This is a genomic window from Streptomyces sp. CGMCC 4.7035 (genome assembly GCF_031583065.1).
Classification (GTDB): Bacteria; Actinomycetota; Actinomycetes; order Streptomycetales; family Streptomycetaceae; genus Streptomyces; species Streptomyces yaanensis.
Map to the genome: position 1 here is coordinate 800,727 of NZ_CP134053.1, position 26,181 is coordinate 826,907.

Below are 26,181 nucleotides of genomic sequence, written 5' to 3' on the forward strand. Positions count from 1 at the left end.
CGCCAGCCACCGCGGGCACACGATGCCCGTGAAGATCCCGGCCGCGCTGCACGGCCGGATCCTCAATGTGGCCCGTGAGCAGGGTGTGACGGCGTTCATGCTGCTCCAGGCGGCGCTGGCGGTGCTGGTCTCGAAGCTGGGCGCGGGCACGGACATTCCGATCGGCTCGGCCATCGCCGGACGTACCGATGAGGCGTTGGACGACCTGGTCGGCTCGTTCGTCAACACTCTGGTCGTGCGCACGGATGTGTCCGGGGACCCGACGTTCGCCGAGCTGCTCGCCCGGGTGCGGGAGAGGAGCCTGGCCGGGTTCGAGCACCAGGACGTGCCGTTCGAGCGGCTGGTCGAGGAACTTGCTCCGACCAGGTCGCTGGCGCGCCATCCGCTCTTCCAGGTGCTCTTGACCTTCCAGAACAACGCCGAGGCGGTGCTGGACCTCCCGGGTGTGCAGGTCGGTGGATCGGGGGGCTCGCCGGTGTCGACGAGTTCGTCGGTGGCCAAGTTCGACATCGACGTGATCGTGGGAGAGGCGTTCGATGCGGACGGGGTTCCGGCCGGGATTGATGGCGGGGTGACCGGTTCGGCGGATCTGTTCGACGCCGGCACGGTCGCGGTGATCGCCGAGCGGTGGGTGCGGGTGTTGGAGGCAGTGACGGCTGATCCGTCCGTCCGGGTTTCCCGGGTGGATGTGCTGGATGCCGAGGAGCGGCACCGGGTGCTGGTGGAGTGGAACGACACCGACACGGTCGTGCCGGAAGCACTGGTACCCGAGATGATCGCGGCGCAGGCGGCGCGGACGCCGGATGCAGTGGCCGTGGTCGCGGACGGCGTCGAGTTGTCCTACGCCGAACTGGACGCGCGGGCGAACCGGGTGGCCCGGTACCTGATCGGACTGGGAATCGGTCGCGAGTCAGTGGTGGGTCTGTGCTTGCCGCGAGGCCTGGACATGATCGTGGGCCTGCTGGCGGTGTGGAAGGCCGGCGCCGCGTACCTGCCGATCGACCCGGGCTACCCGGTCGAGCGGGTGGCGTTCATGCTGGCCGATGCCCGTGCGGCCGTTCTGCTCGGCACCGAGGACGTCCTCGATGAGTTGCCGGCCGTACGGGCGCCGATGGTGGCGCTGGATGATCCGCAGGTGGCCGCGGCGATGTCGTCGACGTCTGCCGAGGCGTTGGACATCCGCGTGGCTCCGGAGCAGCTGGCGTACGTGATCTACACCTCGGGGTCGACCGGTCAGCCGAAGGGCGTGGGGGTGACCCACCGCGGGCTGGCCAACTACGTGGCCTCGGTGCCCGTGCGAGTCGGGCTTACCGGCACAGGGCGGTTCGGAGTGCTGCAGGGGCAGGTCACCGACCTGGGCAACACCCTGGTGTTCGGGGCGCTTTCAACGGGCGGAACGCTGGTGTTGGCGCCGGAGAAGGTGCTCACCGACCCGGCGGGGATGGCCGAGTTCGTCGCCGGTCAGAAGATCGACGCCGTGAAGGTGGTGCCCTCGCATCTGGCGGCCCTGGGCGCCGGTGCGGCCGGTCTGGAAGCGGTCGTACCGAGCCGCGCCGTGGTGCTGGGCGGCGAGGCCGCTCCGACCGGATGGGTGCGGGAGCTGATGGCCGTGGCCGGGAAGGACCGGTCGGTGTTCAACCACTACGGTCCGACCGAGACCACGATCGGGGTGCTCACCGCCCACCTCGACGCCCGGACGGTGGCCGACGGTGCGCTGCCGCTCGGCCGTCCGGTGGCCAACACCCGCGCCTACGTGCTGGATGAGCAGCTGACACCGGTGCCCGTCGGGGTGGCCGGGGAGTTGTACGTGGCCGGAGCTCAGCTGGCCCGCGGGTACGTGGGACGAGCGGTCCTGACCGCAGGCAGGTTCATCGCCGACCCGTTCGACACGGTTGGCGGCGGCCGGCTGTACCGCACCGGCGACGTGGTGCGCTGGACCGAGTCCGGCGAGCTGGTGTTCGTCGGCCGGACCGACGAGCAGGTGAAGATCCGCGGCTTCCGGATCGAGCCGGGCGAGATCGAGGCAGCGCTCACCGCGCACCCGCAGGTCGCCCGCGCCGCGGTCGTCGCCCGGGAGGACGTGCCGGGTGACAAGCGCCTGGTGGCTTACATCGTCCCGGCCGATGTCGAGGATCTGGATGACGAGGCGCTGTCCGGTTCGGTACGTCAGTTCGTCGCCGCGCGGATGCCCGATCACCTGGTGCCATCGGTCGCGGTGGTTCTGAAGACACTGCCGTTGACGGCCAACGGAAAACTGGACCGCAAAGCCCTTCCTGCGCCGGAGTTCGCAACTACGGCAGGATCCGGCCGTGGCCCTGCCAGCCCGCGCGAGGAAATGCTGTGTCAGGCGTTTGCGGAGGTCCTCGGCCTGGAGTCGGTCGGGGTCGAGGACGACTTCTTCGACCTCGGTGGGCACTCCCTGCTCGCGGTTCGGCTGATCAGCCGGATCCGCACTCTCCTGGGAGCCGAGATCGATATCCGGACCCTGTTCGACACGCCGACAGTCGCCGGTCTGGCAGAGCACGTAGACAACCGTAAGTCGACTCGGCCGGCCCTGCGACCGATGCGTAACTCCGAGGAGTCCTGATGTACCCGTTGTCCTTCGCGCAGCAGCGCCTGTGGCTCATTGGGCAGTTGGAGGGTCCCAGCGCGACTTACAACATCCCGATGGTGCTGGGATTGTCCGGCGAGGTGGACTCCGCGGCGTTGGGCGAGGCGTTGCGGGATGTGATCGGCCGGCACGAGGTGCTGCGTACGGTGTTCCCGACGGTCGACGGGCAGCCGATCCAGAAGATCCTTCCTCTCGGGGAGTTGGACTGGAGCCTTTACACCGTCGAGGTTGCGCCCGAGGACCTGCAGTCGGCGATCGACGACGCAGCCGGGTACCTGTTTGACCTGGCGTCCGAGGTGCCGGTCCGCGCGTGGTTGATCTCGGCCGGCGCGGACGAGCGCGTCTTGGTGGTGGTGGTGCACCACATCGCCAGCGACGGCTGGTCCAAGGGGCCACTGGCGCGGGATGTCGCAACGGCTTACACCGCCCGGTGCCAGGGCCGGGCGCCGCGGTGGGAGCCGTTGCCGGTGCAGTACGCGGACTACACGCTGTGGCAGCGTGAGCTGCTGGGCAGCGAGGACGACCCGGACAGCGTGGTTTCCCGCCAGATCGCCTATTGGCGGGAGGCTTTGGCCGGGGCGCCGGAGGAGCTGGCGTTGCCGACGGACCGACAGCGTCCGACAGTGGCCACTCATCGGGGACATCGGGCGCCTGTGCGGGTGCCGGCCGATGTGCACGCTCAGCTGGTGAGGGTGGCGCGTGAGCAGGGCGTGACGGTGTTCATGCTGGTGCAGGCCGCCCTCGCGGTGCTGCTGTCCAAGCTGGGCGCCGGCACGGACATCCCGATCGGTGCGGCGGTCGCCGGGCGCACGGACGAGGCGCTGGACGACCTGGTCGGGTTCTTCGTCAACACGCTGGTGATGCGCACCGATCTGTCGGGTGACCCGACGTTCGAGCAGCTCCTGTCTCGGATGCGGAAGACCAGCCTTGCGGCGTTCGCGCATCAGGACGTGCCGTTCGAGCGTCTGGTGGAGGAGCTGGCTCCTTCCCGGTCGATGTCGCGTCATCCGTTGTTCCAGGTGATGCTCACCGTGCAGAACAACGCCGAAGCGCAGCTGGACCTGCCAGGGTTGAGTGCTCGGTCGGTCTCCTCGGACGAGGAACCGGCGAAGTTCGACCTGGACGTCGCGGTGTCGGAAGCACTCGGCGCCGATGGTGTTCCGGCAGGGCTGCGCGGTGAACTGGTGGGTTCGGCGGACCTGTTCGATGCGGCGACAGTGGTGGCGATCGCCGAGCGTCTGGTGCGGGTGCTGGAGACGGTGGCCGCCGATCCGTCCGTGCGGGTCTCCGGGGTGGATGTCCTGGGTGCCGAAGAGCGGCGTCGGGTGTTGGTGGAGTGGAACGGCACCGATGCGGTGGTGCCGGAGTCCACGTTGCCGGAGTTGTTTGCCGGGCAGGTGGCGCGGACGCCGGATGCGGTGGCGTTGGTGGATGGTGATGTGCGGTTGACGTATGCGGAGTTGGATGCGCGTGCGAATCGGTTGGCGAGGTTGTTGGCCGGGCGTGGGGTGGGTCCGGAGTCGGTGGTGGCGGTGTTGATGGAGCGTTCCGCCGATCTGGTGGTGGCGTTGCTGGGTGTGTTGAAGGCGGGGGCGGCGTATCTGCCCGTGGATCCGGCTTATCCGGCTGAGCGGGTCGGGTTTGTGCTGGCTGATGCGCGTCCGGCGTTGGTGTTCACCGAGGCGTCCTGTGTTGCGGCGGTGCCTGTGGTGGATGCGCCGGTGGTTGTGCTGGATGATCCGCAGGTGGTTGCGGCGGTTGCCGCTCTGGATGGCAGCGCTCTGGCGGATGCGGAGTGTGCTGGTCCTTTGTTGTTGGATCATCCTGCGTATTCGATCTATACGTCCGGGTCGACGGGGCGTCCCAAGGGTGTGGCGGTGACGCATCGCAATGTGGTGAGTCTGTTCGCTGCGGCGAGGGGGCTGTTCGAGTTCGGGTCGGACGATGTGTGGAGCTGGTTCCATTCGTTCGCGTTCGATTTCTCGGTGTGGGAGTTGTGGGGGGCGTTGCTGCACGGTGGGCGTGTGGTGGTGGTTCCGCATGGGGTGTCCCGGTCTCCGGAGGAGTTCTGGGAGTTGCTGGAGCGGGAGCGGGTGACGGTGTTGAGTCAGACGCCGTCGGCGTTTTATCAGCTGATCGCTGCTGAGGCGGGCCGGGCGGGGTTGGGTGAGCGGCTGCGTGCGGTGGTGTTCGGTGGGGAGGCGTTGGATCCTGCGCGGCTGGGTGAGTGGTGGGCGCGGCGGCCGGAGGGTGGGCCGCGGCTGGTGAACATGTATGGGATCACCGAGACGACCGTGCATGTCACCTACCGTGAGCTTGGGGTGGGGGATGCCGGGTCGGCGGCCAGTGTGGTCGGTCGGGGTATTCCTGGTCTGCGGGTGTATGTGCTCGATGAGCGGCTTGCTCCGGTACCGGTGGGTGTGGCTGGTGAGTTGTATGTGGCGGGTGGGCAGTTGGCGCGTGGGTATGCGGGGCGTGCGGGTCTGACCGCGGAGCGGTTCGTCGCCGACCCGTTCGACACCACCGGTGGTGGCCGGTTGTATCGGTCCGGGGATGTGGTGCGCTGGAACGCTGATGGTGAGCTGGTGTTCGTGGGCCGGGCGGATGAGCAGGTGAAGGTCCGGGGGTTCCGGATCGAGCCGGGTGAGATCCAGGCGGTGCTGGCCGGGCATCCGCAGGTGGCGCAGGCCGAAGTGATCGTGCGGGAGGATGCGGTCGGGGACAAGCGCCTGGTCGCCTACGTCGTCCCCGTGGCCGGGGCCGAGCCTGATCCGGTCGTGTTGCGGGAGTTCGCCGCGTCGCGGTTGCCGGAGTACATGGTGCCGTCGGCTGTGGTGCTGCTGGAGGCGTTGCCGCTCACGGTCAACGGGAAGCTGGACCGCAAGGCCCTGCCCGCCCCCGACTTCGCCTCACTCACCGGCACCGGCCGTGGTCCCGCAAACGTCCGCGAGGAACTGCTGTGCTTGGCGTTCGCTGAGGTCCTGGGCCTGGAGTCGGTCGGCGTCGAGGACGACTTCTTCGCCCTGGGCGGACACTCACTGCTCGCGGTGCGCCTGGTGGAGTGGTTGCGGGTGCGGGGTGTGTCGGTGTCGGTGCGGGCGCTGTTCCTGTCGCCGACACCTGCGGGGTTGGCGGCTGCTTCCGGGCCGGTCACGGTGGTGGTGCCGGAGAACCTGATCCCGGACGGCGCGCAGGGGATCACCCCGGACATGCTGCCGTTGGTGAAGCTGACCGAGGCCGAGGTTCAGGCTGTGCTCAGCGGTGTCGAGGGTGGTGCGGGCAATGTGGCGGACGTCTATCCGCTTGCCCCGCTGCAGGAAGGGATCCTGTTCCATCATCTGCTGGCCGACAGCGGTCAGGACGCCTATGTACTGCCCATGGTGGTCGAGTTCGACGACCGTTCCCGGCTGGACGGGTTCGTCGGGGCGTTGCAGCAGGTGATCGACCGGCACGACATCTTCCGCACCTCGGTGGTGTGGCAGGGACTGCACGAGCCGGTGCAGGTGGTGTGGCGGTCCGTGACGCTGCCGGTGGCCGAGGTCGGCCTCCCTGTGAACAGCTCCGATCCGACAGCGGATCTGGTGTCGGTGGTGGGGCTGTCGATGGATCTGGGGCGGGCGCCGCTGCTGGATCTGCATGTCACCGAGACTTCTGGTGGCCGGTGGCTGGGGTTGGTGCGGGTGCATCACCTGGTGCAGGACCACACTGCGATGGATGTCGTGCTGGAGGAGATCCAGACGATTCTGGCCGGGCGGGCAGCGGAGCTGCCGGAGCCGTTGCCGTTCCGGGACTTCGTGGCCCAGGCCAGGGCCGGGCTGGAGACCGGGGAGCATGAGGAGTTCTTCCGGGAGCTATTGGCCGGGGTGGATGAGCCGACCGCGGCGTTCGGGGTCAGCGATGTACGCGGGGATGGCTCAGGCGTGGTAAGGGCAAGCCTGCCGCTGGAAGCCGGTGTGGCGGTGCGGCTGCGGGACGTGTCGCGGCGGTTGGGCGCGAGTGCGGCGACGGTGCTGCATGTGGCGTGGGCGCGGGTGCTGTCGGTGGTGTCGGGCCGTGATGATGTGGTGTTCGGCACGGTGCTGTTCGGCCGGATGAACGCAGGCGCCGGCTCCGACCGGGTGCCCGGATTGTTCATCAACACCCTGCCGGTGCGCGTCCGCACCGGCGATCTCACCACTCTGGAAGCGGTCACCGCGATGCGGGCCCAATTGGCCGGGCTGCTGGAGCACGAGCACGCGCCGCTGGCGCTCGCCCAGCAGGTCAGTGCGGTGCCGGCCGACGAGCCGCTGTTCACCACGCTGTTCAACTACCGGCACAACGCAGGCGGGGGCCGGGACGAGTCCGACGGTGCCGGGTTCGAGGGTGTCCGGCAGGTGTTCTCCCGGGAGCGGACCAACTATCCGTTGTCCGTGTCGGTCGACGACGACGGTCACGACTTTGGCCTGGTCGTGGACGCGGTGGGTCCGATCGACCCTCAGGCGATGGCCGGGATGCTGCACACCATGGTCGACGGCGTGGTCTCGGCGTTGGAGGACGGTCTGGACGGCGGCGCACAGGTGCCCCTGTCCGCGCTCGATGCGCTGTCCCTTGATGAGCGGCGTCGGGTGTTGGTCGAGTGGAACGACACCGATGCGGTGGTGCCGGAGTCCACGTTGCCGGAGTTGTTCGCGGTGCAGGTGGAGCGGGCCCCGGACGCGGTGGCGGTGGTGTTCGAGGGTGAGTCGGTGTCGTACGCGGAGCTGGATGTGCGGGCGAATCGTCTGGCGCAGTACCTGGCCGACCGGGGTGTCGGCCGGGAGTCGGTCGTGGCGGTGTGCCTGGACCGCGGTGCTGACCTGGTTGTGGCGCTGCTGGCGGTGTGGAAGGCCGGAGCGGTGTATCTGCCGGTGGATGTGGCGTTGCCGACGGAGCGAGTCGAGTTCATGGTGGCGGACTCGGGTGCGGTGATGGTGCTGGATGAGATTCCTGATCTTTCCGGTATCGAGACCTGGCCGACGCCGCTGCTGACACCTGATCAGCTGGCCTATGTCATCTACACGTCGGGTACCACGGGGCGTCCCAAGGGTGTCGCTGTCGCGCACCGCAGCCTCGCGAACCTCGCGTCGTCACACGGTCGGACGATGTATGACGTGCCAGAGGTGTTGCGGGTCGCCTTCACGACTTCTGCGTCCTTCGACGCGAGCTTGGACCAGCTGTGCTGCCTGTTCTTCGGCCATGAGCTGCACGTTGCCGGCGATACGGTCCGGAACGATCCGGCGGCTATGGTCGACTGGCTGTCCGAACACGAGATCAACTTCCTTGAGGCCGTTCCGTCGTATCTGATGGCTCTGGTCGACTACGGGCTGTTGGAGTTGCCGCACCTGTGGCGTGTGGTGGCAGGCGGCGAGGCGGTGTCACAGGACTTGTGGAACCGTCTGACAGGCGCCTCAGTGGAGTGTTTCAACTTCTACGGTCCTACGGAGTGCACCGTGGACGTGGCGGTTGCTCGGTTGACCTCCGGCTCCCCCCTCATCGGTCGCCCAGTGCTCAACACGAGGGCCTTCGTGTTGGATGAGCGGCTTGCTCCGGTGCCGGTCGGCGTGGCCGGTGAGCTGTATGTCGCGGGCGTACAGCTGGCGCGCGGGTACGTGGGTCGGGCGGGGCTGACGGCGGAGCGGTTCGTCGCCGACCCGTTCGACACTGCTGGTGCGGGTGGCCGGTTGTACCGGACCGGGGATGTGGTGCGCTGGAACGCTGATGGTGATCTGGTGTTCGTGGGCCGGGCTGATGAGCAGGTGAAGATCCGTGGTTTCCGGATCGAGCCGGGCGAGATCGAGACGGTGCTCGCCGCGCATCCGCAGGTCGCCCGGGCCGCGGTGATCGCGCGGGAGGACACGGTCGGCGACAAGCGCCTGGTCGCTTACATCGTCCCGGCGGACAGCGATGGCGCTGTCGTCGGCACATTGCCGGCCTCGTTGCGGGAGTTCGCCGGGTCGCGGCTGCCGGAGTACATGGTGCCCTCGGCCGTGGTGGTGCTGGAGGCGCTGCCGTTGTCGGCGAACGGCAAGCTGGACCGTCGGGCTCTGCCTGCTCCGGACTTCGCCTCGCTGACCGGGGCTGGTCGTGGTCCGGCGAACGTGCGCGAGGAGTTGTTGTGCCAGGCGTTCGCCGAGGTCCTGGGGCTTGAGTCGGTCGGTGTGGAGGACGACTTCTTCGCGCTGGGCGGGCATTCGCTGCTGGCGGTGCGCCTGGTCAGCCGGGTGCGGGCCATGCTCGGGGTGGAGCTGCCGTTGCGGGCCTTGTTCGAGGCGCCGACGGTGGCCGGGCTGGCGGCGCGGTTGCCGGGGGCCGGGGTGGCGCGGGCCGCGCTGGTGCCGCAGACACGTTCCGAGCGGTTGCCGCTGTCGTTCGCGCAGCAGCGCCTGTGGTTCATCGGCCAGCTGGAGGGCCCGAGCGCGACCTACAACATTCCGACGGCGATACGCCTGTCCGGTGACCTGGACAAGGCGGCACTCGCGGCGGCGTTGCGGGATGTGATCGGCCGGCACGAGGTGCTGCGCACGGTCTTCCCTACCGCCGGCGGACAGCCGTTCCAGCAGATCCTCGCCGTCGACGACCTGGTCTGGGATCTCGAGTTCGTCGAGCTCGCGGCCGGGGAGCTGCTGCCGGACGCGGTTGCACGGGCGAGGGAGTACGTCTTCGATCTGGCATCCGAGGTGCCGGTGCGGGCCTGGCTGTTCACCGCCGGGCCGGATGAGCACGTCCTCGTGGTGGTCGTGCACCACATCGCCACCGACGGCTGGTCGTCCGACCCGCTGGCACGGGACGTCTCGGCCGCGTACGCGGCCCGCCTTGAGGGCCGGGCTCCGGTGTGGGAGCCGTTGCCGGTGCAGTACGCGGACTACGCGCTGTGGCAGCGCGAGCTGCTGGGCAGCGAGGACGACCCGGACAGTGTGATCTCACGCCAGGTCGCATTCTGGCGATCGGCGTTGGCTGGGATGCCGGAGGAGCTGGCGTTGCCGGTGGACCTGCAGCGTCCGGCGGTGGCGAGCCGTCGTGGGCACAGCGTGCCGTTGCAGGTGTCGGCTGATGTGCACGCGCGGCTGCTTGCGGTGGCGCGTGAGCAGGGTGTGACGGTGTTCATGGTGGTGCAGGCCGCGCTGGCGGTGCTGCTGTCGAAGCTGGGCGCCGGTGAGGACATTCCGATCGGTGCGGCGGTCGCCGGGCGCACGGACGAGGCCTTGGATGATCTGGTCGGGTTCTTCGTCAACACGCTGGTGATGCGTACGGATCTGTCGGGGGACCCGGCGTTCACCGAGGTGCTGGCTCGGGTGCGCCAGGCCGGTCTGGCCGGGTTCGAGCACCAGGACGTGCCGTTCGAGCGTCTGGTGGAGGAGCTGGCTCCTTCCCGCTCGCTGTCGCGGCATCCGTTGTTCCAGGTGATGCTCACGCTGCAGAACAACGCCGAGGCGGAGCTGGACCTGCCCGGTTTGAGCACGCAGGGGATTTCCGCGGGCCAGCCGGCGGCGAGGTTCGACCTGGAGTTGAGCCTGGGTGAGGTCTTCGACGCCGATGGTCTTTCGGACGGGCTTCGTGGCGATTTGATCGGGTCGGCGGATCTGTTCGAGGCCGGCAGTGTGGTGGTGATCGCCGAGCGTCTGGTGCGGGTGCTGGAGGCGGTGGCCGCCGATCCGTTCGTGCCGGTGTCCGGGGTGGATGTGCTGGATGGCACGGAGCTGGACCGGGTGCTGGTCCAGTGGAATGACACTGCGGCTGAGGTTCCGGCGGGGACGTTGCCGGGGTTGTTCGCGGCGCAGGTGGCGCGGACGCCGGATGCGGTGGCGGTGGTGTTCGAGGGTGAGTCGGTCTCGTACGCGGAGTTGGATGCGCGGGCGAATCGTCTGGCCCGAGTGCTGGCCGGCCGGGGTGTGGGTGCGGAGTCGGTCGTGGCGGTGTGCCTGGACCGTGGCGTGGACATGGTCGTGGCATTGCTGGCGGTGTTGAAGGCCGGGGGCGCGTATCTGCCCATCGACCCGGAACTGCCGGCGGAGCGGGTCGCGTTCATGCTGGCTGATGCGGGTGCGGTGTGTGTGGTCACCGATGGCGCCTGCGCGGCTGTGGTGGGCGCGGGTGCGGGTGCGGGTGCGGGTGCGGGTGCGGTGCCGGTGGTGGTCGTGAACGATCCGCGGGTGGCTGCGGAGGTGTCGTCGATGTCTGCCGAGGCATTGGACGTCCGCGTGGTGCCGGGGCATGCGGCGTATGTGATCTATACGTCGGGTTCGACGGGTGTGCCGAAGGGTGTGGTGGTCTCGCATGCGGGGATTGTGAACCGGTTGGGGTGGATGCAGGACCGGTTCGGCCTGGCGGTGGGGGATCGGGTGCTGCACAAGACGCCGTTCGGTTTCGATGTGTCGGTGTGGGAGTTGTTCTGGCCGTTGCTGCAGGGTGCGGTGATGGTGGTGGCCCGTCCGGGTGGTCATCGGGATCCGGGGTATGTCGCGGAACTGGTCCGTGAGCAGCGGGTGGACACGGTGCATTTCGTGCCGTCGATGCTGGAGGCGTTCCTTGCGGCGCCGCAGGCTCGGGAGTGCGGCTCGTTGCGGCGGGTGGTGTGTTCGGGCGAGGCGTTGGGTGCCGGCGTCCGGGACCGGTTCTTCTCCGTGTTCGGTGAGGGAGCTGGCCTGTTCAACTTGTACGGTCCGACCGAGGCGTCGGTGGACGTGACCGAGTACCGGGTCGAGGCGGATGGGTCGGGTGTGGTGCCGATCGGGCGTCCGGTGGCGAACACGCGGGTGTTCGTGCTGGATGAGCGGATGCGTCCGGTGCCGGTGGGGGTGGCTGGTGAGTTGTATCTGGCGGGTGTGCAGCTGGCGCGTGGGTATGTGGGGCGTGCGGGTCTGACGGCGGAGCGGTTCGTCGCCGATCCGTTCGATGCCACCGATGCCGGTGGCGGCCGGTTGTATCGCACCGGGGATGTGGTGCGCTGGGATGCCGACGGTGATCTGGTGTATCTGGGCCGGGCCGATGAGCAGGTCAAGGTCCGTGGTTTCCGGATCGAGCCGGGTGAGATCGAAGCGGTGATCGCCGGGCATCCGCAGGTCGCCCAGACCGCGGTCATCGCCAGGGAAGACAGCGCTGGGGACAAGCGGCTGGTCGCCTACGTCGTCCCTGTGGCAGGGGCGGAAGTGGATCCGGTCGTGCTGCGGGAGTTCGCCGGGGCGAGGCTGCCGGAGTACATGGTGCCCTCGGCGGTGCTGGCGCTGGACGCGTTGCCGCTGACGGTGAACGGGAAGCTGGACCGGCGGGCCCTGCCCGCGCCCGACTTCGCGGCCATCGCCGGCTCAGGTCGTGGCCCGGCGAATGTGCGCGAGGAGATTCTCTGCCAGGGCTTCGCCGAGGTCCTCGGGCTCGAGTCCGTCGGCGTCGAGGACGACTTCTTCGCCCTGGGCGGTCACTCGCTGCTGGCGGTCCGCTTGGTGGAGTGGTTGCGGGTGCGGGGTGTGTCGGTGTCGGTGCGGGCGTTGTTCGTCTCGCCGACGCCGGCGGGTCTGGCGGCCACCTCGGGTGCGGTGTCGGTGGTGGTGCCGGAGAACCTGATCCCGGACGGGGCGCAGGTGATCATCCCGGAGATGCTGCCGCTGGTCGAGCTGACCGAGGCCGAGGTCCAGGCCGTGGTCGGTACGGTCGAGGGCGGTGCGGCGAATGTGGCGGACATTTATCCGTTGGCTCCGCTGCAGGAAGGCATCTTCTTCCACCACCTGCTTTCCGATGGCGGGGATGACGCCTATGTCACACCGCTCGTGCTCGAGTTCGACGGCCGCTCCCGGCTGGACGGGTTCGTCTCGGCGTTGCAGCAGGTGATCGACCGGCATGACGTGTTCCGCACCTCGGTGGTGTGGCAGGGGCTGCGTGAGCCGGTCCAGGTGGTGTGGCGGTCCGCGACACTGCCCGCCACCGAGGTGACCCTTGCCGCCGATGCCGCGGATCCGGTGTCGGAGTTGGTGGCGTCGGTCGGGCTGTCGATGGATCTGGGGCGGGCGCCGCTGCTGGATCTGCACGTCGCCGAAGCTTCCGGCGGCCGGTGGCTGGGGTTGGTGCGGGTGCATCACCTGGTGCAGGACCACACCGCGATGGACGTGGTCTACGACGAGGTGCAGACGATCCTGGCGGGTCGTGCCGAGACGCTTGTGGAGCCGTTGCCGTTCCGGGACTTCGTGGCCCAGGCCCGTGCCGGTCTCGACACAGGGGAGCACGAGGAGTTCTTCCGCGAGCTGCTGGCCGGGGTGGACGAGCCGACCGCGCCGTTCGGTGTCAGCGACGTACGCGGTGACGGCTCGGGCGTGGTACGGGCGAACCTGCCCGTGGATCCCGAGCTGGCGGTGCGCTTGCGGGAGATGTCCCGTCGGCTGGGGGCAAGCCCGGCCACGGTGATGCATGTGGCGTGGTCGCGGGTGCTGGCGGTGGTCTCCGGCCGTGACGACGTCGTCTTCGGCACCGTGCTGTTCGGCCGGATGAACGCCGGCGCCGGCTCCGACCGGGTACCCGGCCTGTTCATGAACACCCTCCCGGTGCGGGTGCGCACCACCGAACTCAACACCCTGGACGCGGTCACAGGGATGCGTGGCCAGCTGGCCGGGCTGCTGGAGCACGAGCACGCGCCGCTGGCGCTGGCCCAGCGGGTCAGCGGGGTGCCGGCCGATGAGCCGTTGTTCGCTGCGCTGTTCAACTACCGGCACAACGCCGTCGGCGGGGCGCAGGGTGCCGGCGGGGACGGCGGGTTCGAAGGCATCCGGGACGTGTTCGTCCAGGAGCGGACGAACTATCCGCTGACGGTGTCGGTCGACGACAGCGGCGGTGAGCGGTTCGGTCTGGTGGTGGATGCGGTCGGGCCGATCGATCCGCAGGCGGTGGCCGGGATGCTGCACAGCGCGGTCGGCGGTGTGGTGTCCGCGCTGGAGAACGCTCTGAACGGCGGCGTGCAGGTGCCGCTGTCGGCCGTGGGCGTACTGGACGCCGCGGAGTTGGACCAGGTGCTGCGTCAGTGGAACGACACGGCGGTCGAGGTGCCGTCCGCGACGTTGCCGGGGTTGTTCGCGGGGCAGGTGGCGCGGACGCCGGATGCGCCGGCGGTGGTGTTCGAGGGCGAGTCCGTCTCCTACGGGGAGCTGGATGCGCGTGCGAACCGTCTGGCCCGTTACCTGTCGGGCCGGGGTGTGGGTCCGGAGTCGGTCGTCGCGGTGATGATGGAACGCGGCGTGGAGATGGTGGTGGCGCTGCTGGCCGTGTTGAAGGCCGGGGCTGCGTATCTGCCGGTGGATCCGGAACTGCCCGCCGAGCGGGTGTCGTTCATGCTGGCCGATGCCGGCGTGGTCGCTGTCGTCACCGGTGCTGGTCTCTCGGGTGTGGATGCCGGTTCGGTGCCGGTGGTGGCGTTGGATGAGCCGGGTGTGGTGTCGGCGGTGTCGTCGTTGTCCGATGCTGATCCTGGGGTGTCGGTGGTGTCGGGGCATGCGGCGTATGTGATTTATACGTCGGGGTCGACGGGGTTGCCGAAGGGTGTGGTGGTTTCGCATGCGGGGATTGTGAACCGGTTGGTGTGGATGCAGGCGCGGTTCGGTCTTGGGGTCGGGGACCGGGTGTTGCACAAGACGCCGTTCGGTTTCGATGTGTCGGTGTGGGAGTTGTTCTGGCCGTTGGTGCAGGGTGCGGTGATGGTGGTGGCCCGGCCGGGTGGTCATCGGGATCCGGGGTATGTGGCGGGGTTGATCCGTGATGAGCGGGTGGACACGGTGCATTTTGTGCCTTCGATGCTGGAGGCGTTCCTGGGTGTGGTGGGGGCGGGGGAGTGTGGGTCGCTGCGTCGGGTGGTGTGTTCGGGTGAGGCGTTGGGTGCTGGGGTGCGGGACCGGTTCTTCGGGGTGTTCGGTTCGGCGGTGGGGTTGTTCAATCTGTACGGTCCGACCGAGGCGTCGGTGGATGTGACCGGTCATGGGGTGGTGGCTGACGGGGCGTCGGTGGTGCCGATCGGGCGTCCGGTGTTCAACACGCGGGTGTTCGTGCTGGATGAGCGGCTTGCTCCGGTGCCGGTGGGGGTGGCGGGTGAGTTGTATCTGGCTGGTGTGCAGTTGGCGCGGGGGTATGTGGGGCGTGCGGGTCTGACCGGTGAGCGGTTCGTCGCCGACCCGTTCGACACCACTGCCGGTGGTGGTGGGCGTTTGTACCGGACCGGGGATGTGGTGCGGTGGGACGCCGATGGTGATCTGGTGTATCTGGGGCGTGCGGATGAGCAGGTGAAGATCCGTGGGTATCGGATCGAGCCGGGCGAGATCCAGGCGGTCATCGCCGAGCACCCGCAGGTCGCGCAGGCGGCCGTGATCGCGCGGGAGGATGTGGGCGGGGACAAGCGTCTGGTCGCCTACGTCGTCCCGGCAACCGGAGCGGAAGCCGATCCGGCAGTCCTGCGGGAGCATGTCGCTTCGCGTCTGCCGGAGTACATGGTTCCGGCTGCGGTGGTGGTGCTGGACGCGCTGCCGCTGACGCCCAACGGGAAGCTGGACCGGCGGGCCCTGCCCGCACCGGACTTCGCGTCCGCAGCCGGTTCCGGTCGCGGCCCGGCCAACGTCCGCGAGGAACTGCTGTGCCAGGCGTTCGCGGAGGTTCTGGGGCTGGAGTCGGTCGGTGTCGATGACGACTTCTTCGCTCTGGGCGGTCATTCTCTGCTGGCGGTGCGGCTGGTGGAGTGGTTGCGGGTGCGGGGTGTGTCGGTGTCGGTGCGGGCGCTGTTCGTCTCGCCGACGCCGGCGGGTCTGGCGGCCACCTCGGGTGCGGTGTCGGTGGTGGTGCCGGAGAACCTGATCCCGGACGGGGCGCAGGTGATCACGCCGGAGATGCTGCCGCTGGTCGAGTTGACCGAGGCCGAGGTCCAGGCCGTGGTCGGCACGGTCGAGGGCGGTGCGGCGAACGTGGCGGACGTCTATCCGCTGGCCCCGCTGCAGGAAGGCATCTTCTTCCACCACCTGCTGGCCGACGGCGGCCAGGACGCCTACGTGTCGCCTACGGTGATCGAGTTCGACGGCCGTTCCCGGCTCGACGGGTTGATCTCCGCGTTGCAGCAGGTGATCGACCGGCACGATGTGTTCCGCACGTCGGTGGTGTGGCAGGGACTGCGTGAGCCGGTCCAGGTGGTGTGGCGGTCCGCGACACTGCCCGTCACCGAGGTAACCCTTGCCGCCGATGCCGCGGATGATGCCGTGGACCCGGTGTCGGAGCTGGTGGCGTCGGTCGGCCTGTCGATGGATCTGGGCCGGGCGCCGCTGCTGGATCTGCACGTCACCGAGGCTTCTGGCGGTCGGTTGCTGGGGTTGGTGAGGGTGCATCACCTGGTGCAGGACCACACCGCGTTGGACATCGTGCTGGACGAGGTGCGCACGATCCTGGCCGGACACATCGACGGACTTCCGGAGCCGTTGCCGTTCCGGGACTTCGTGGCGCAGGCCCGGTCCGGTCTCAGCGATGAGGAGCACCAGGAGTTCTTCCGGGAGCTGCTCGCCGGGGTGGACGAGCCGACCGCCGCATTCGGTGTCAGTGACGTGCGCGGTGACGGCTCGGCCGTGGTACGGGCGAACCTGCCCGTGGATGCCGACTTGGCGGTGCGGTTGCGTGAGGCGGCCCGTCGGCTGGGGGCCAGCCCGGCCACCGTGGTGCATGTGGCGTGGTCGCGTGTGCTGGCCGTGGTCTCCGGCCGTGACGACGTCGTCTTCGGCACCGTGCTGTTCGGCCGGATGAACGCCGGTGCCGGCTCGGACCGGGTGATGGGGTTGTTCATGAACACCCTGCCGGTGCGGGTGCGCACCGCGGAACTCGACGTACAGGCCGCGGTTATGGCGATGCGCGGTCAGCTGGCCGGGCTGTTGGAGCACGAGCACGCGCCGCTGGCGCTGGCCCAGCGGGTCAGCGAGGTGCCGGCCGATGAGCCGCTGTTCACCGCGCTGTTCAACTACCGGCACAACACCGCAGGTAGAACTCGGAGCACTCGAGAGGTTGAAGCGGCCCAGGACGGCGCGTTCGAGGGTCTCCGGCCGGTGTTCGCCCGGGAAGCCAGCAACTATCCGCTGACTGTGTCGGTCGACGACAACAGTGACAGTTTCGGTCTCGTCGTGGATGCGGTCGGGCCGATCGATCCGCAGGCCGTGGCCGGGATGCTGCTCACCGCTGTCGACGGCGTGGTGTCCGCGCTGGAGAACGCTCTGGACGACGGCGTGCAGGTGCCGCTGTCGGCCGTGGGCGTGCTCGACGCCGCTGAGCTGGACCAGGTGCTGCGTCAGTGGAACGACACGGCGGTCGAGGTGCCGTCCGCGACGTTGCCGGGGTTGTTCGCGGCGCAGGTGGCGCGGACGCCGGATGCGCCGGCGGTGATGTTCGAGGGCGAGTCCGTCTCCTACGGGGAGCTGGATACGCGTGCGAACCGCTTGGCCCGCTATCTGTCGGGGCTGGGTGTGGGAGCGGAGTCGGTGGTGGGGGTGTGTCTGCCGCGTGGGGTGGACATGGTGGTGGCGCTGCTGGCCGTGTTGAAGGCCGGGGGTGCGTATCTGCCGATCGACCCGGAGCTGCCCGCGGAGCGGATCGCGTTTGTGCTGGCTGATGCGGGTGCGGTGTGTGTGCTGACGGTCTCCGAGGTGGCCGGGGTGCTGCCGGCGCCGGAGGGTGTGTCGGTGCCGGTGGTGGTGCTGGACGAGCCGCGGGTGGTGGCTGCGGTGTCGTCGTTGTCCGGTGGGTCCGTGCCGGTGTCATTGGTGTCGGGGCAGTTGGCGTATGTGATCTATACGTCGGGGTCGACTGGTGTGCCGAAGGGGGTTGGGGTTGCGCATGGGGCGTTGGTGAATTTCCTGGCCGGTATGCAGGCCCGGTTCGGGCTGGGGGTCGGGGACCGGCTGGTGGCGGTGACTACGGTCGGGTTCGATATTGCGGGTTTGGAGTTGTATCTGCCGTTGGTCAATGGTGCGGCTGTGGTGCTTGCCGGTCGGGAGCAGGTGCGTGATCCGCGGTTGTTGCGGGCGTTGGTGCGTTCGTGTGGTGCGACGGTGGTGCAGGGCACGCCGAGTCTGTGGCAGGCGCTGATCGCCGACGCCGGTGCGGACGCCGGTGGTGGTGTGTGGGGTGGGGTGCGTGTGCTGGTTGGTGGTGAGGCGTTGCCGGGTGGTCTGGCGCGGGAGTTGGTGCGTGAGGCTGGGTCGGTGACGAATCTGTATGGTCCGACCGAGACCACGATCTGGTCGACGGCCAAGGGGTTGGGTGCTGATGCGGGGGTGGTGTCCTCGATCGGTGGGCCGATTGCCAACACGCGAGTATTTGTGCTGGATGAGCGGCTTGCTGCGGTGCCGGTGGGTGTGGCGGGTGAGTTGTATATCGCGGGTGCGGGTCTGGCGCGTGGGTATGCGGGGCGTACGGGTCTGACGGCGGAGCGGTTCGTGGCGGATCCGTTCGACACCACTGGTGGTGGTGGGCGTTTGTACCGGACCGGGGATGTGGTGCGGTGGGACGCCGAGGGCAACCTGGTGTATGTGGGGCGTGCGGATGAGCAGGTGAAGATCCGTGGTTTCCGGATCGAGCCGGGCGAGATCCAGGCGGTCATCGCCGAGCATCCGCAGGTGGCGCAGGCGGCTGTGATCGCGCGGGAGGATGTGGGCGGGGACAGGCGTCTGGTCGCCTACGTCGTCCCGACCGCGGATGCCGATGCCGATGCCGCAGACGGGCTCCGCGCAGTGTTGCGGGAGCATGTTGCTTCGCGTCTGCCGGAGTACATGGTTCCGGCTGCGGTGGTGGTGCTGGACGGGCTGCCGCTCACGGTGAACGGCAAGCTGGACCGTAAGGCGCTGCCGGCGCCGGACTTCACCGCGATCGCTGGTTCCGGGCGTGGCCCGGCGAACGTGCGCGAAGAGATCCTGTGCCAGGCGTTCGCGGAGGTTCTGGGGCTGGAGTCGGTCGGTGTCGATGACGACTTCTTCGCGCTGGGTGGTCACTCCCTGCTGGCGGTGCGGCTGGTGGAGTGGTTGCGGGTGCGGGGTGTGTCGGTGTCGGTGCGGGCGCTTTTCGAGACCCCGACCGCTGTGGGTCTGGCGGCGGTGGCCGGTGCGGTGTCGGTGGTGGTGCCGGAGAACCTGATCCCGGACGGGGCGCAGGTGATCACGCCGGAGATGCTGCCGCTGGTCGAGCTGACCGAGGCCGAGGTCCAGGCCGTGGTCGGTACGGTCGAGGGCGGTGCGGCGAACGTGGCGGACGTCTATCCGCTGGCTCCGCTGCAGGAAGGCATCTTCTTCCACCACCTGCTGGCCGACGGCGGCCAGGACGCGTATGTCCTGCCGATGGTCCTCGAGTTCGACGGCCGTTCCCGGCTGGACGGGTTCGTCTCGGCGTTGCAGCAGGTGATCGACCGGCACGATGTGTTCCGCACGTCGGTGGTGTGGCAGGGGCTGCGTGAGCCGGTGCAGGTGGTGTGGCGGTCCGCGGCACTGCCGGTCACCGAGGTGACTCTTGCCGCTGATGCCGCGGACCCGGCGGCGGAGCTGGTGGCGTCGGTCGGCCTGTCGATGGACCTGGGCCGGGCGCCGCTGCTGGACCTGCACATCACCGAGATGTCCGACGGCCGGTGGCTGGGGTTGGTGAGGGTGCATCACCTGGTGCAGGACCACACCGCGTTGGACATCGTGCTGGACGAGGTGCGCACGATCCTGGCCGGACACATCGACGGGCTTCCGGAGCCGTTGCCGTTCCGGGACTTCGTGGCGCAGGCCCGGGCCGGCCTGGACACCGGGGAGCACGAGGCGTTCTTCCGTGAGCAGCTGGCCGGGGTGGACGAGCCGACCGCGGCATTCGGTGTCACTGACGTGCGCGGCGACGGTTCTGCCACCGTGCGGGCCGGGCTTGGCGTGGATGCCGAGCTGGCGGTGCGCTTGCGGGAGATGTCCCGTCGGCTGGGGGCCAGCCCGGCCACGGTGATGCATGTGGCGTGGTCGCGGGTGCTGGCCGTGGTCTCCGGCCGTGACGACGTCGTCTTCGGCACCGTGCTGCTGGGACGCATGAACGCCGGCGCCGGCTCCGACCGTGTACCCGGCCTGTTCATGAACACCCTCCCGGTGCGGGTGCGCACCACCGAACTCAACACCCTGGACGCGGTCACAGGGATGCGCAGTCAGCTGGCCGGGCTGCTCGAGCACGAGCACGCGCCTCTGGCCCTGGCCCAGCGCGTCAGCGGGGTGCCGGCCGATGCACCGCTGTTCACCGCACTGTTCAACTACCGGCACAACACTTCTGGCGCGGGCCGAGGCGAATCCGGCGGCACCGGGCTTGAGGGTGTCCGGCAGGTATTCGCCCGAGACAACACCAACTACCCCCTGTCGGTGTCGGTCGATGACGACGGTGACAGCTTCGCTCTGGTTGTGGACGCGGTGCATCCTATCGATCCGCTGGCAGTGGCGGGGATGCTGCACACGACGGTCGGCCACCTCGTCTCGGCGTTGGAGGACGGCCTGGACGGCGGCGCGCAGGTGCCGCTGTCGACGGTGGGCGTGCTGGACACCGCGGCGTTGGGCCGGGTGTTGGTGGAGTGGAACGACACGGCGGCCGAGGTGTCGGCCGCGACGCTGCCGGAGCTGTTCGCGGCGCAGGTGGCGCGGACCCCGGATGCGACGGCGGTGGTCGGTGACGGCACAGAGGTGTCCTATGCCGAACTGGACGCGCGTGCGACCCGCGTCGCACAGTGGCTGATCGGCCAGGGTGCGGGGCCGGAGTCGGTCGTGGCAGTGCGCCTGGAGCGCGGTCTGGACCTGGTGGTGGCGCTGCTGGCGGTGTGGAAGGCAGGGGCCGCGTATCTGCCGATCGATGTGGCGCTGCCGAGAGAACGGGCCGAGTTCATGGTGGCCGACTCGAGCGCGGTGATGGTGCTGGAGGAGCTTCCTGATCTGTCTGGCGTCGAGGCTGGGCCGCTGCCGTCGGTTGTGCCGGACCAGCTGGCATATGTGATCTACACATCGGGCTCGACGGGGCGTCCGAAGGGTGTCGCTGTTGTGCACCGCAGCATCGCGAACCTCGTGCTGTCCCACGGCCGGACGCTGTATCACGTACCCGAAGTGCTGCGGGTCGCGTTCACGACTTCCGTGTCCTTCGACGCGAGCCTCGACCAGCTGGGCTGCCTGTTCTTCGGCCATGAGCTGCATGTTGCCGACGACGCGACCCGGGCCGATCCGGCGGTTCTGATCGACTGGCTGTCCGAACACAGGATCGGCTTCCTCAATGCCGTCCCGTCGTATCTGAGCGTGCTCGTCGACCACGGGCTGTTGGAGTTGCCGGACCTGTCGCGCGCGGTGGTAGGCGGCGAGTCGGTGTCGCAGGACCTGTGGGACCGTCTGGCCGGCGCTGCCAAGCTGGAGTGCTTCAACTTCTACGGCCCCACGGAGTGCACCGTGGACGCTGTGGCGGCCCGACTGGCTCCTGGCTCCACACCGGTGATCGGTCGCCCGGTGCTCAACACGAAGGTGTTCGTGTTGGACGACTCCCTGACGCCGGTGCCACCGGGCGTAGCTGGTGAGCTGTACGTCGCCGGGTGCCAGCTGGCGCGTGGTTACGTGAATCGCCCGGGTCTGACGGCGGAGCGGTTCGTGGCGGATCCGTTCGACGCCACCGGTGGTGGGCGTTTGTACCGGACCGGAGATGTGGTCCGGTGGACGGCCGATGGGGAGCTTGCGTATGTGGGTCGTGCTGATGAGCAAGTGAAGATCCGTGGTTTCCGGATCGAGCCGGGCGAGATCCAGGCGGTGCTGGTCGGGCATCCGCTGGTGGCTCAGGCCGCGGTGGTCGACCGGGAGGGCACGACCGGTGACAAGCATCTGGTCGCTTACATCGTCCCGGCTGCAGGGGCCGGGGCCGGGGCCGCAGGCCGCGCGGTCGATTCGGTCGAGGGCGGTGACAGTGCTACTGGCGCCGCCGGAGGCGGTTCACTCGGCGACGTGGTGGCCGATGGTGGTCTGCCGGCCATACTGCGGCAGTTTGTCGCGGCGCGTCTGCCGGAGCACATGGTGCCCGCAGCGGTGGAGGTCCTCGACGCGTTGCCGTTGACGGTCAACGGCAAGCTTGATCGCCAAGCGCTTCCCGCGCCGAGCTTTGGGGCTACCGCCGCTTCAGGGCGAGGTCCGGCGAACGCCCGTGAGGAGACCTTGTGTCGGGTGTTCGCCCAGGTCTTGGGCCTTGCGGCGGTGGGAGCCGAAGACAACTTCTTCGCCCTGGGCGGACATTCGCTTCTGGCAATGCGATTGATCAGCCAGGTGCGGGAGCTGTTGGGTGTGGATGTGCCCTTGCGGACCCTGTTCGCAAACCCGACCGTCGCCGGTCTGGCAAAGCACGTGGATAACAGAAAGTCGACCCGGCCGACACTGAGGCCGATGCGTCACCGTAATTCGGAGGAGTCCTGATGATCCCGTTGTCGTTCGCGCAGCAGCGTCTGTGGTTCATCGGGCAGTTGGAGGGTCCCAGCCCGCTGTACAACATGCCGACCGTGTTGCGTCTGTCCGGCGAGGTGGACCCCGCTGCCCTCGCGTCGGCGTTGCAGGATGTGATCGGTCGCCATGAGGTGCTGCGCACCGTCTTCCCCACGGCCGCGGACGGGCAGCCGTTCCAGAAGATTCTTCCTCTTGAGGAGATGGACTGGAACCTGGACGTCGTCGAGGTCCCTGCTGCGGACATGGAATCGGCCATTGACGACGCGACGGGGTACCTGTTTGACCTCGCGACGGAGGTGCCGATCCGCGCACGGTTGATATCGGCCGGCCCGGCCGAGCACGTCTTGGTGGTGGTGGTGCATCACATCGCCAGTGACGGCTGGTCGATGGGGCCCTTGGCGCGGGATCTCTCGGCGGCGTACACCGCGCGGTGCGAGGGTCTTGCTCCGGTGTGGGAGCCGTTGCCTGTGCAGTACGCGGACTACACGTTGTGGCAGCGTGAACTGCTGGGCAGCGAGGACGACCCTGACAGTGTGATCTCCCGTCAGGTGGATTATTGGCGCGAGGCTCTCGCCGGAATTCCCGAGGAGCTGACGCTTCCGACGGATCGGCCGCGTCCGACGGTGGCGAGCCACCGCGGGCACACCGTGCCGTTCGAGATGTCGGCCGAAACACATGCCCGGCTCCAGGCGTTGGTGCTTGAGCAGGGTGTGACGGTGTTCATGGTGGTGCAGGCCGCAGTGGCGGTGCTGCTGTCCAAGCTGGGTGCCGGTGATGACATCCCGGTCGGCGCGGCCGTTGCCGGGCGCACGGAGGCGGCGCTGGACGACCTGGTCGGGTTCTTCGTCAACACGCTGGTGATGCGTACGGACCTGTCGGGCGACCCGACGTTCATTGAGGTGCTGGACCGGGTGCGACAGACCACCCTGGCCGGGTTCGAGCACCAGGATGTGCCGTTCGAGCGGTTGGTGGAGGAGCTGGCTCCTGCCCGTTCGCTGTCGCGGCATCCGTTGTTCCAGGTGATGCTCACCGTGCAGAACAACGCCGAGGCGGTCCTGAACCTGCCGGGCATTCAGGCCGGTTGGCAGGCCGCGTCGACCGCCTCGACCTCCGCGGCGAGGTTCGACCTGGATCTGAGCCTTGGCGAGGTGTTCGGTACGAACGGGGTTCCGGCCGGGTTGCGAGGTGGGGTGACCGGGTCTGCGGATCTGTTCGATCCGGAGACGGTGGCGGTGTTCGTCGAGCGTCTGGTGCGGGTGCTGGAGGCGGTGGCCGCCGATCCGTCGGTGTCGGTGTCCGGTGTGGACGTGCTGGATGCGGGTGAGCGGGATCGGGTGCTGCGTCAGTGGAACGACACGGACACGGTGGTGCCGCAGGTTCTGGTGCCGGGGTTGTTCGCGGGGCAGGTGGCGCGGACGCCGGATGCGCCGGCGGTGGTGTTCGAGGGCGAGTCCGTCTCCTATGGGGAGCTGGATGCGCGGGCGAATCGTCTGGCCCGGTATCTGTCGGGGTTGGGTGTGGGTGCGGAGTCGGTGGTGGGGTTGTGTCTGCCGCGTGGGGTGGACATGGTGGTGGCCCTGTTGGCGGTGTGGAAGGCCGGTGGCGCGTATGTGCCGGTGGATCCGGAGCTGCCCGTGGAGCGGATCGCGTTCATGCTGGCTGATGCGGGGCCGGTGTGTGTGCTGACGGTGTCCGGGGTGGCCGGGGTGCTGTCCGGGCCGGAGGGTGCGTCGGAGGGCGTGCCGGGTGTGTCGGTGCCGGTGGTGGTGCTGGATGAGCCGGGTGTGGTGGCGGCGGTGTCGTCGTTGTCCGGTGGGTCTGTGCCGGTGTCGTTGGTGTCGGGGCAGTTGGCGTATGTGATTTATACGTCGGGGTCGACGGGGACGCCGAAGGGTGTGGCGGTCTCGCATGGGGCGTTGGCGAATACGGTGGCGGTGTTCACGCCGGTGTTCGGTGCGGTGCCGGGTGTGGGGGTGTTGCAGTTCGTTTCGTTCAGTTTCGATGCGTCGGTGCTGGATGTGGCGGTGGCGTTGACGTCGGGGGCGCGTTTGGTGGTGGCGTCGGCGGCGCAGCGGGTGGATGCGGGGTTGTTGCGGGATCTGGTGGTCTCGGCCGGGGTGCGGGTGGCCAGTGTGGTGCCGAGTCTGCTGGAGATGCTCTCGCCGGGGGATCTGGCGCCGGTGGAGCACATGGTGGTGGGTTCGGAGGCGATCTCTGCCCGGACGGCCGGGGCGTGGGCGCAGGGCCGTGTGTTGTCCCATGCCTATGGTCCGACGGAGGCCGCGGTGATGATGGCGGCCGGGGTGCTGGATCCGGGGGTGGCGGAGTCTGCGGTGGTGTCGTTCGGGCGTCCGTCCGGTAACAGCCGGGTGTTCGTGCTGGACGAGCGGCTTGCTCCGGTGCCGGTGGGTGTGGCGGGTGAGTTGTATATCGCGGGTGCGCAGCTGGCCCGTGGGTATGCGGGCCGTGCGGGTCTGACCGGTGAGCGGTTCGTCGCCGACCCGTTCGACACCACCGGTGGTGGCCGCCTGTATCGGACCGGGGATGTGGTGCGGTGGAGCGAGTCCGGTGAGCTGGTGTTCGTCGGGCGTGCGGATGAGCAGGTGAAGGTCCGTGGTTTCCGGATCGAGCTGGGCGAGATCCAGGCGGTCATCGCCGCGCACCCGCAGGTCGGGCAGGCTGCCGTCATCGCGCGGGAGGATGTGGGCGGGGACAAGCGTCTGGTCGCCTACGTCGTCCCGGCAACCGGTGCGGAAGCCGATCCGGTCGTGCTGCGGGAGCATGTTGCTTCGCGTCTGCCGGAGTACATGGTTCCGGCTGCGGTGGTGGTGCTGGATGTGCTGCCGCTGAACACGAACGGGAAGCTGGACCGCAAGGCGCTGCCCGCGCCGGACTTCACTGCGATCGCTGGTTCCGGGCGTGGCCCGGCCAACGTGCGCGAGGAACTGCTCTGCCAGGGCTTTGCCGAGGTCCTGGGGCTGGAGTCGGTCGGCGTCGATGACGACTTCTTCGCCCTGGGCGGGCACTCCCTGCTCGCGGTGCGCCTGGTCAGCCGGGTGCGTGCGGTTCTCGGGGTCGAGGTGTCTCTGCGGATGCTCTTCGAGGCTCCGACGGTGGCCGGCCTTGCCGCGCGGCTTTCGGGTGCTGGTGCGGCGCGGTCTGCTTTGGTGCCGTGGGCGCGTCCGGAGCGGTTGCCGTTGTCGTTCGCGCAGCAGCGCCTGTGGTTCATCGGACAGTTGGAAGGCCCGAGCGCGCTCTACAACATTCCGATGGTGCTCGGACTGTCGGGCGAGGTCGACCAGGCCGCGCTTGCGGCGGCCCTGCGGGATGTGATCGGCCGGCACGAGGTGCTGCGCACGGTCTTCCCCACCGCCGCGGACGGGCAGCCGTACCAGCAGGTCATCGGCCTTGGTGAGCTGGAGTGGGAGCTGCAGCGGGTCGATGTGGCTGTTGAGGATCTGCCGGGTGCGGTCGCGCAGGCGACGGAGTATGCCTTCGATCTGGCGGTGGAGGTGCCGATCCGGGCGTGGCTGTTCAGCGACGGCTCGGGTGAGCATGTGCTGGTGGTGGTGGTGCACCACATCGCCGGTGACGGTTGGTCGACCGGTCCGCTGGCCCAGGACGTGTCGGCGGCGTATGCGGCCCGCCTTGAGGGCCGGGCTCCGGTGTGGGAGCCGTTGCCGGTGCAGTACGCGGACTACGCGCTGTGGCAGCGCGAGCTGCTGGGCAGCGAGGACGACCCGGACAGCTTGATATCCCGGCAGGTGGAGTTCTGGCGGGATGCGCTCGCGGGCGCGCCGGAGGAGCTGGCGTTGCCGGCCGATCGGCTGCGTCCGGCGGTGGCGAGTCATCGTGGGCACAGCGTGCCGCTGCAGGTGCCGGCCGAGGTGTATGCGCGGCTGCTTTCGGTGGCGCGTGAGCAGGGTGTGACGGTGTTCATGCTGGTGCAGGCCGCGCTCGCGGTGCTGCTGTCCAAGCTGGGCGCCGGCGAGGACATCCCGATCGGCGCGGCGATCGCAGGGCGCACCGACGAGGCGCTCGACGATCTGGTCGGGTTCTTCGTCAACACGCTGGTGATGCGCACGGATGTGTCGGGTGACC

General features: G+C 68.9%; 3 protein-coding genes (2 of these 3 running past the window's edge). All 3 read left to right on the forward strand.

Features of this window, described 5'->3' with window-relative positions:
* Tightly spaced (each overlapping or abutting the next), the 3 genes in view from Q2K21_RS03335 to Q2K21_RS03345 form a layout consistent with a single transcriptional unit that may run on beyond the window.
* Nucleotides 1-2,587 carry the final stretch of a non-ribosomal peptide synthase/polyketide synthase gene (locus Q2K21_RS03335; protein ID WP_310764175.1) on the forward strand. Its footprint begins 32,861 nt before the window's first position, so only the last 2,587 of its 35,448 coding nucleotides appear in the window; its start codon lies beyond the left edge, outside the window; its stop codon occupies nucleotides 2,585-2,587.
* On the forward strand, nucleotides 2,587-22,053 hold the full coding sequence (locus tag Q2K21_RS03340; RefSeq protein WP_310764177.1) for a non-ribosomal peptide synthase/polyketide synthase: 19,467 nt from the start codon (nucleotides 2,587-2,589) through the stop codon (nucleotides 22,051-22,053). The genes Q2K21_RS03335 and Q2K21_RS03340 overlap by 1 nt, the downstream gene beginning before the upstream one ends.
* Nucleotides 22,053-26,181: the beginning of a non-ribosomal peptide synthase/polyketide synthase gene (locus tag Q2K21_RS03345; protein WP_310764179.1), read on the forward strand. 28,265 nt of this gene lie beyond the right edge of the window; the window shows 4,129 of its 32,394 coding nt (coding positions 1-4,129); the start codon lies at nucleotides 22,053-22,055; its stop codon lies beyond the right edge, outside the window. Before Q2K21_RS03340 ends, Q2K21_RS03345 begins: the two co-directional genes overlap by 1 nt.

Excerpts from the sequence above, each read along its gene's own strand:
- Q2K21_RS03340 (WP_310764177.1), top strand. The coding sequence starts at position 2,587 with ATGTACCCGTTGTCCTTCGCGCAGCAGCGCCTGTGGCTCATTGGGCAG.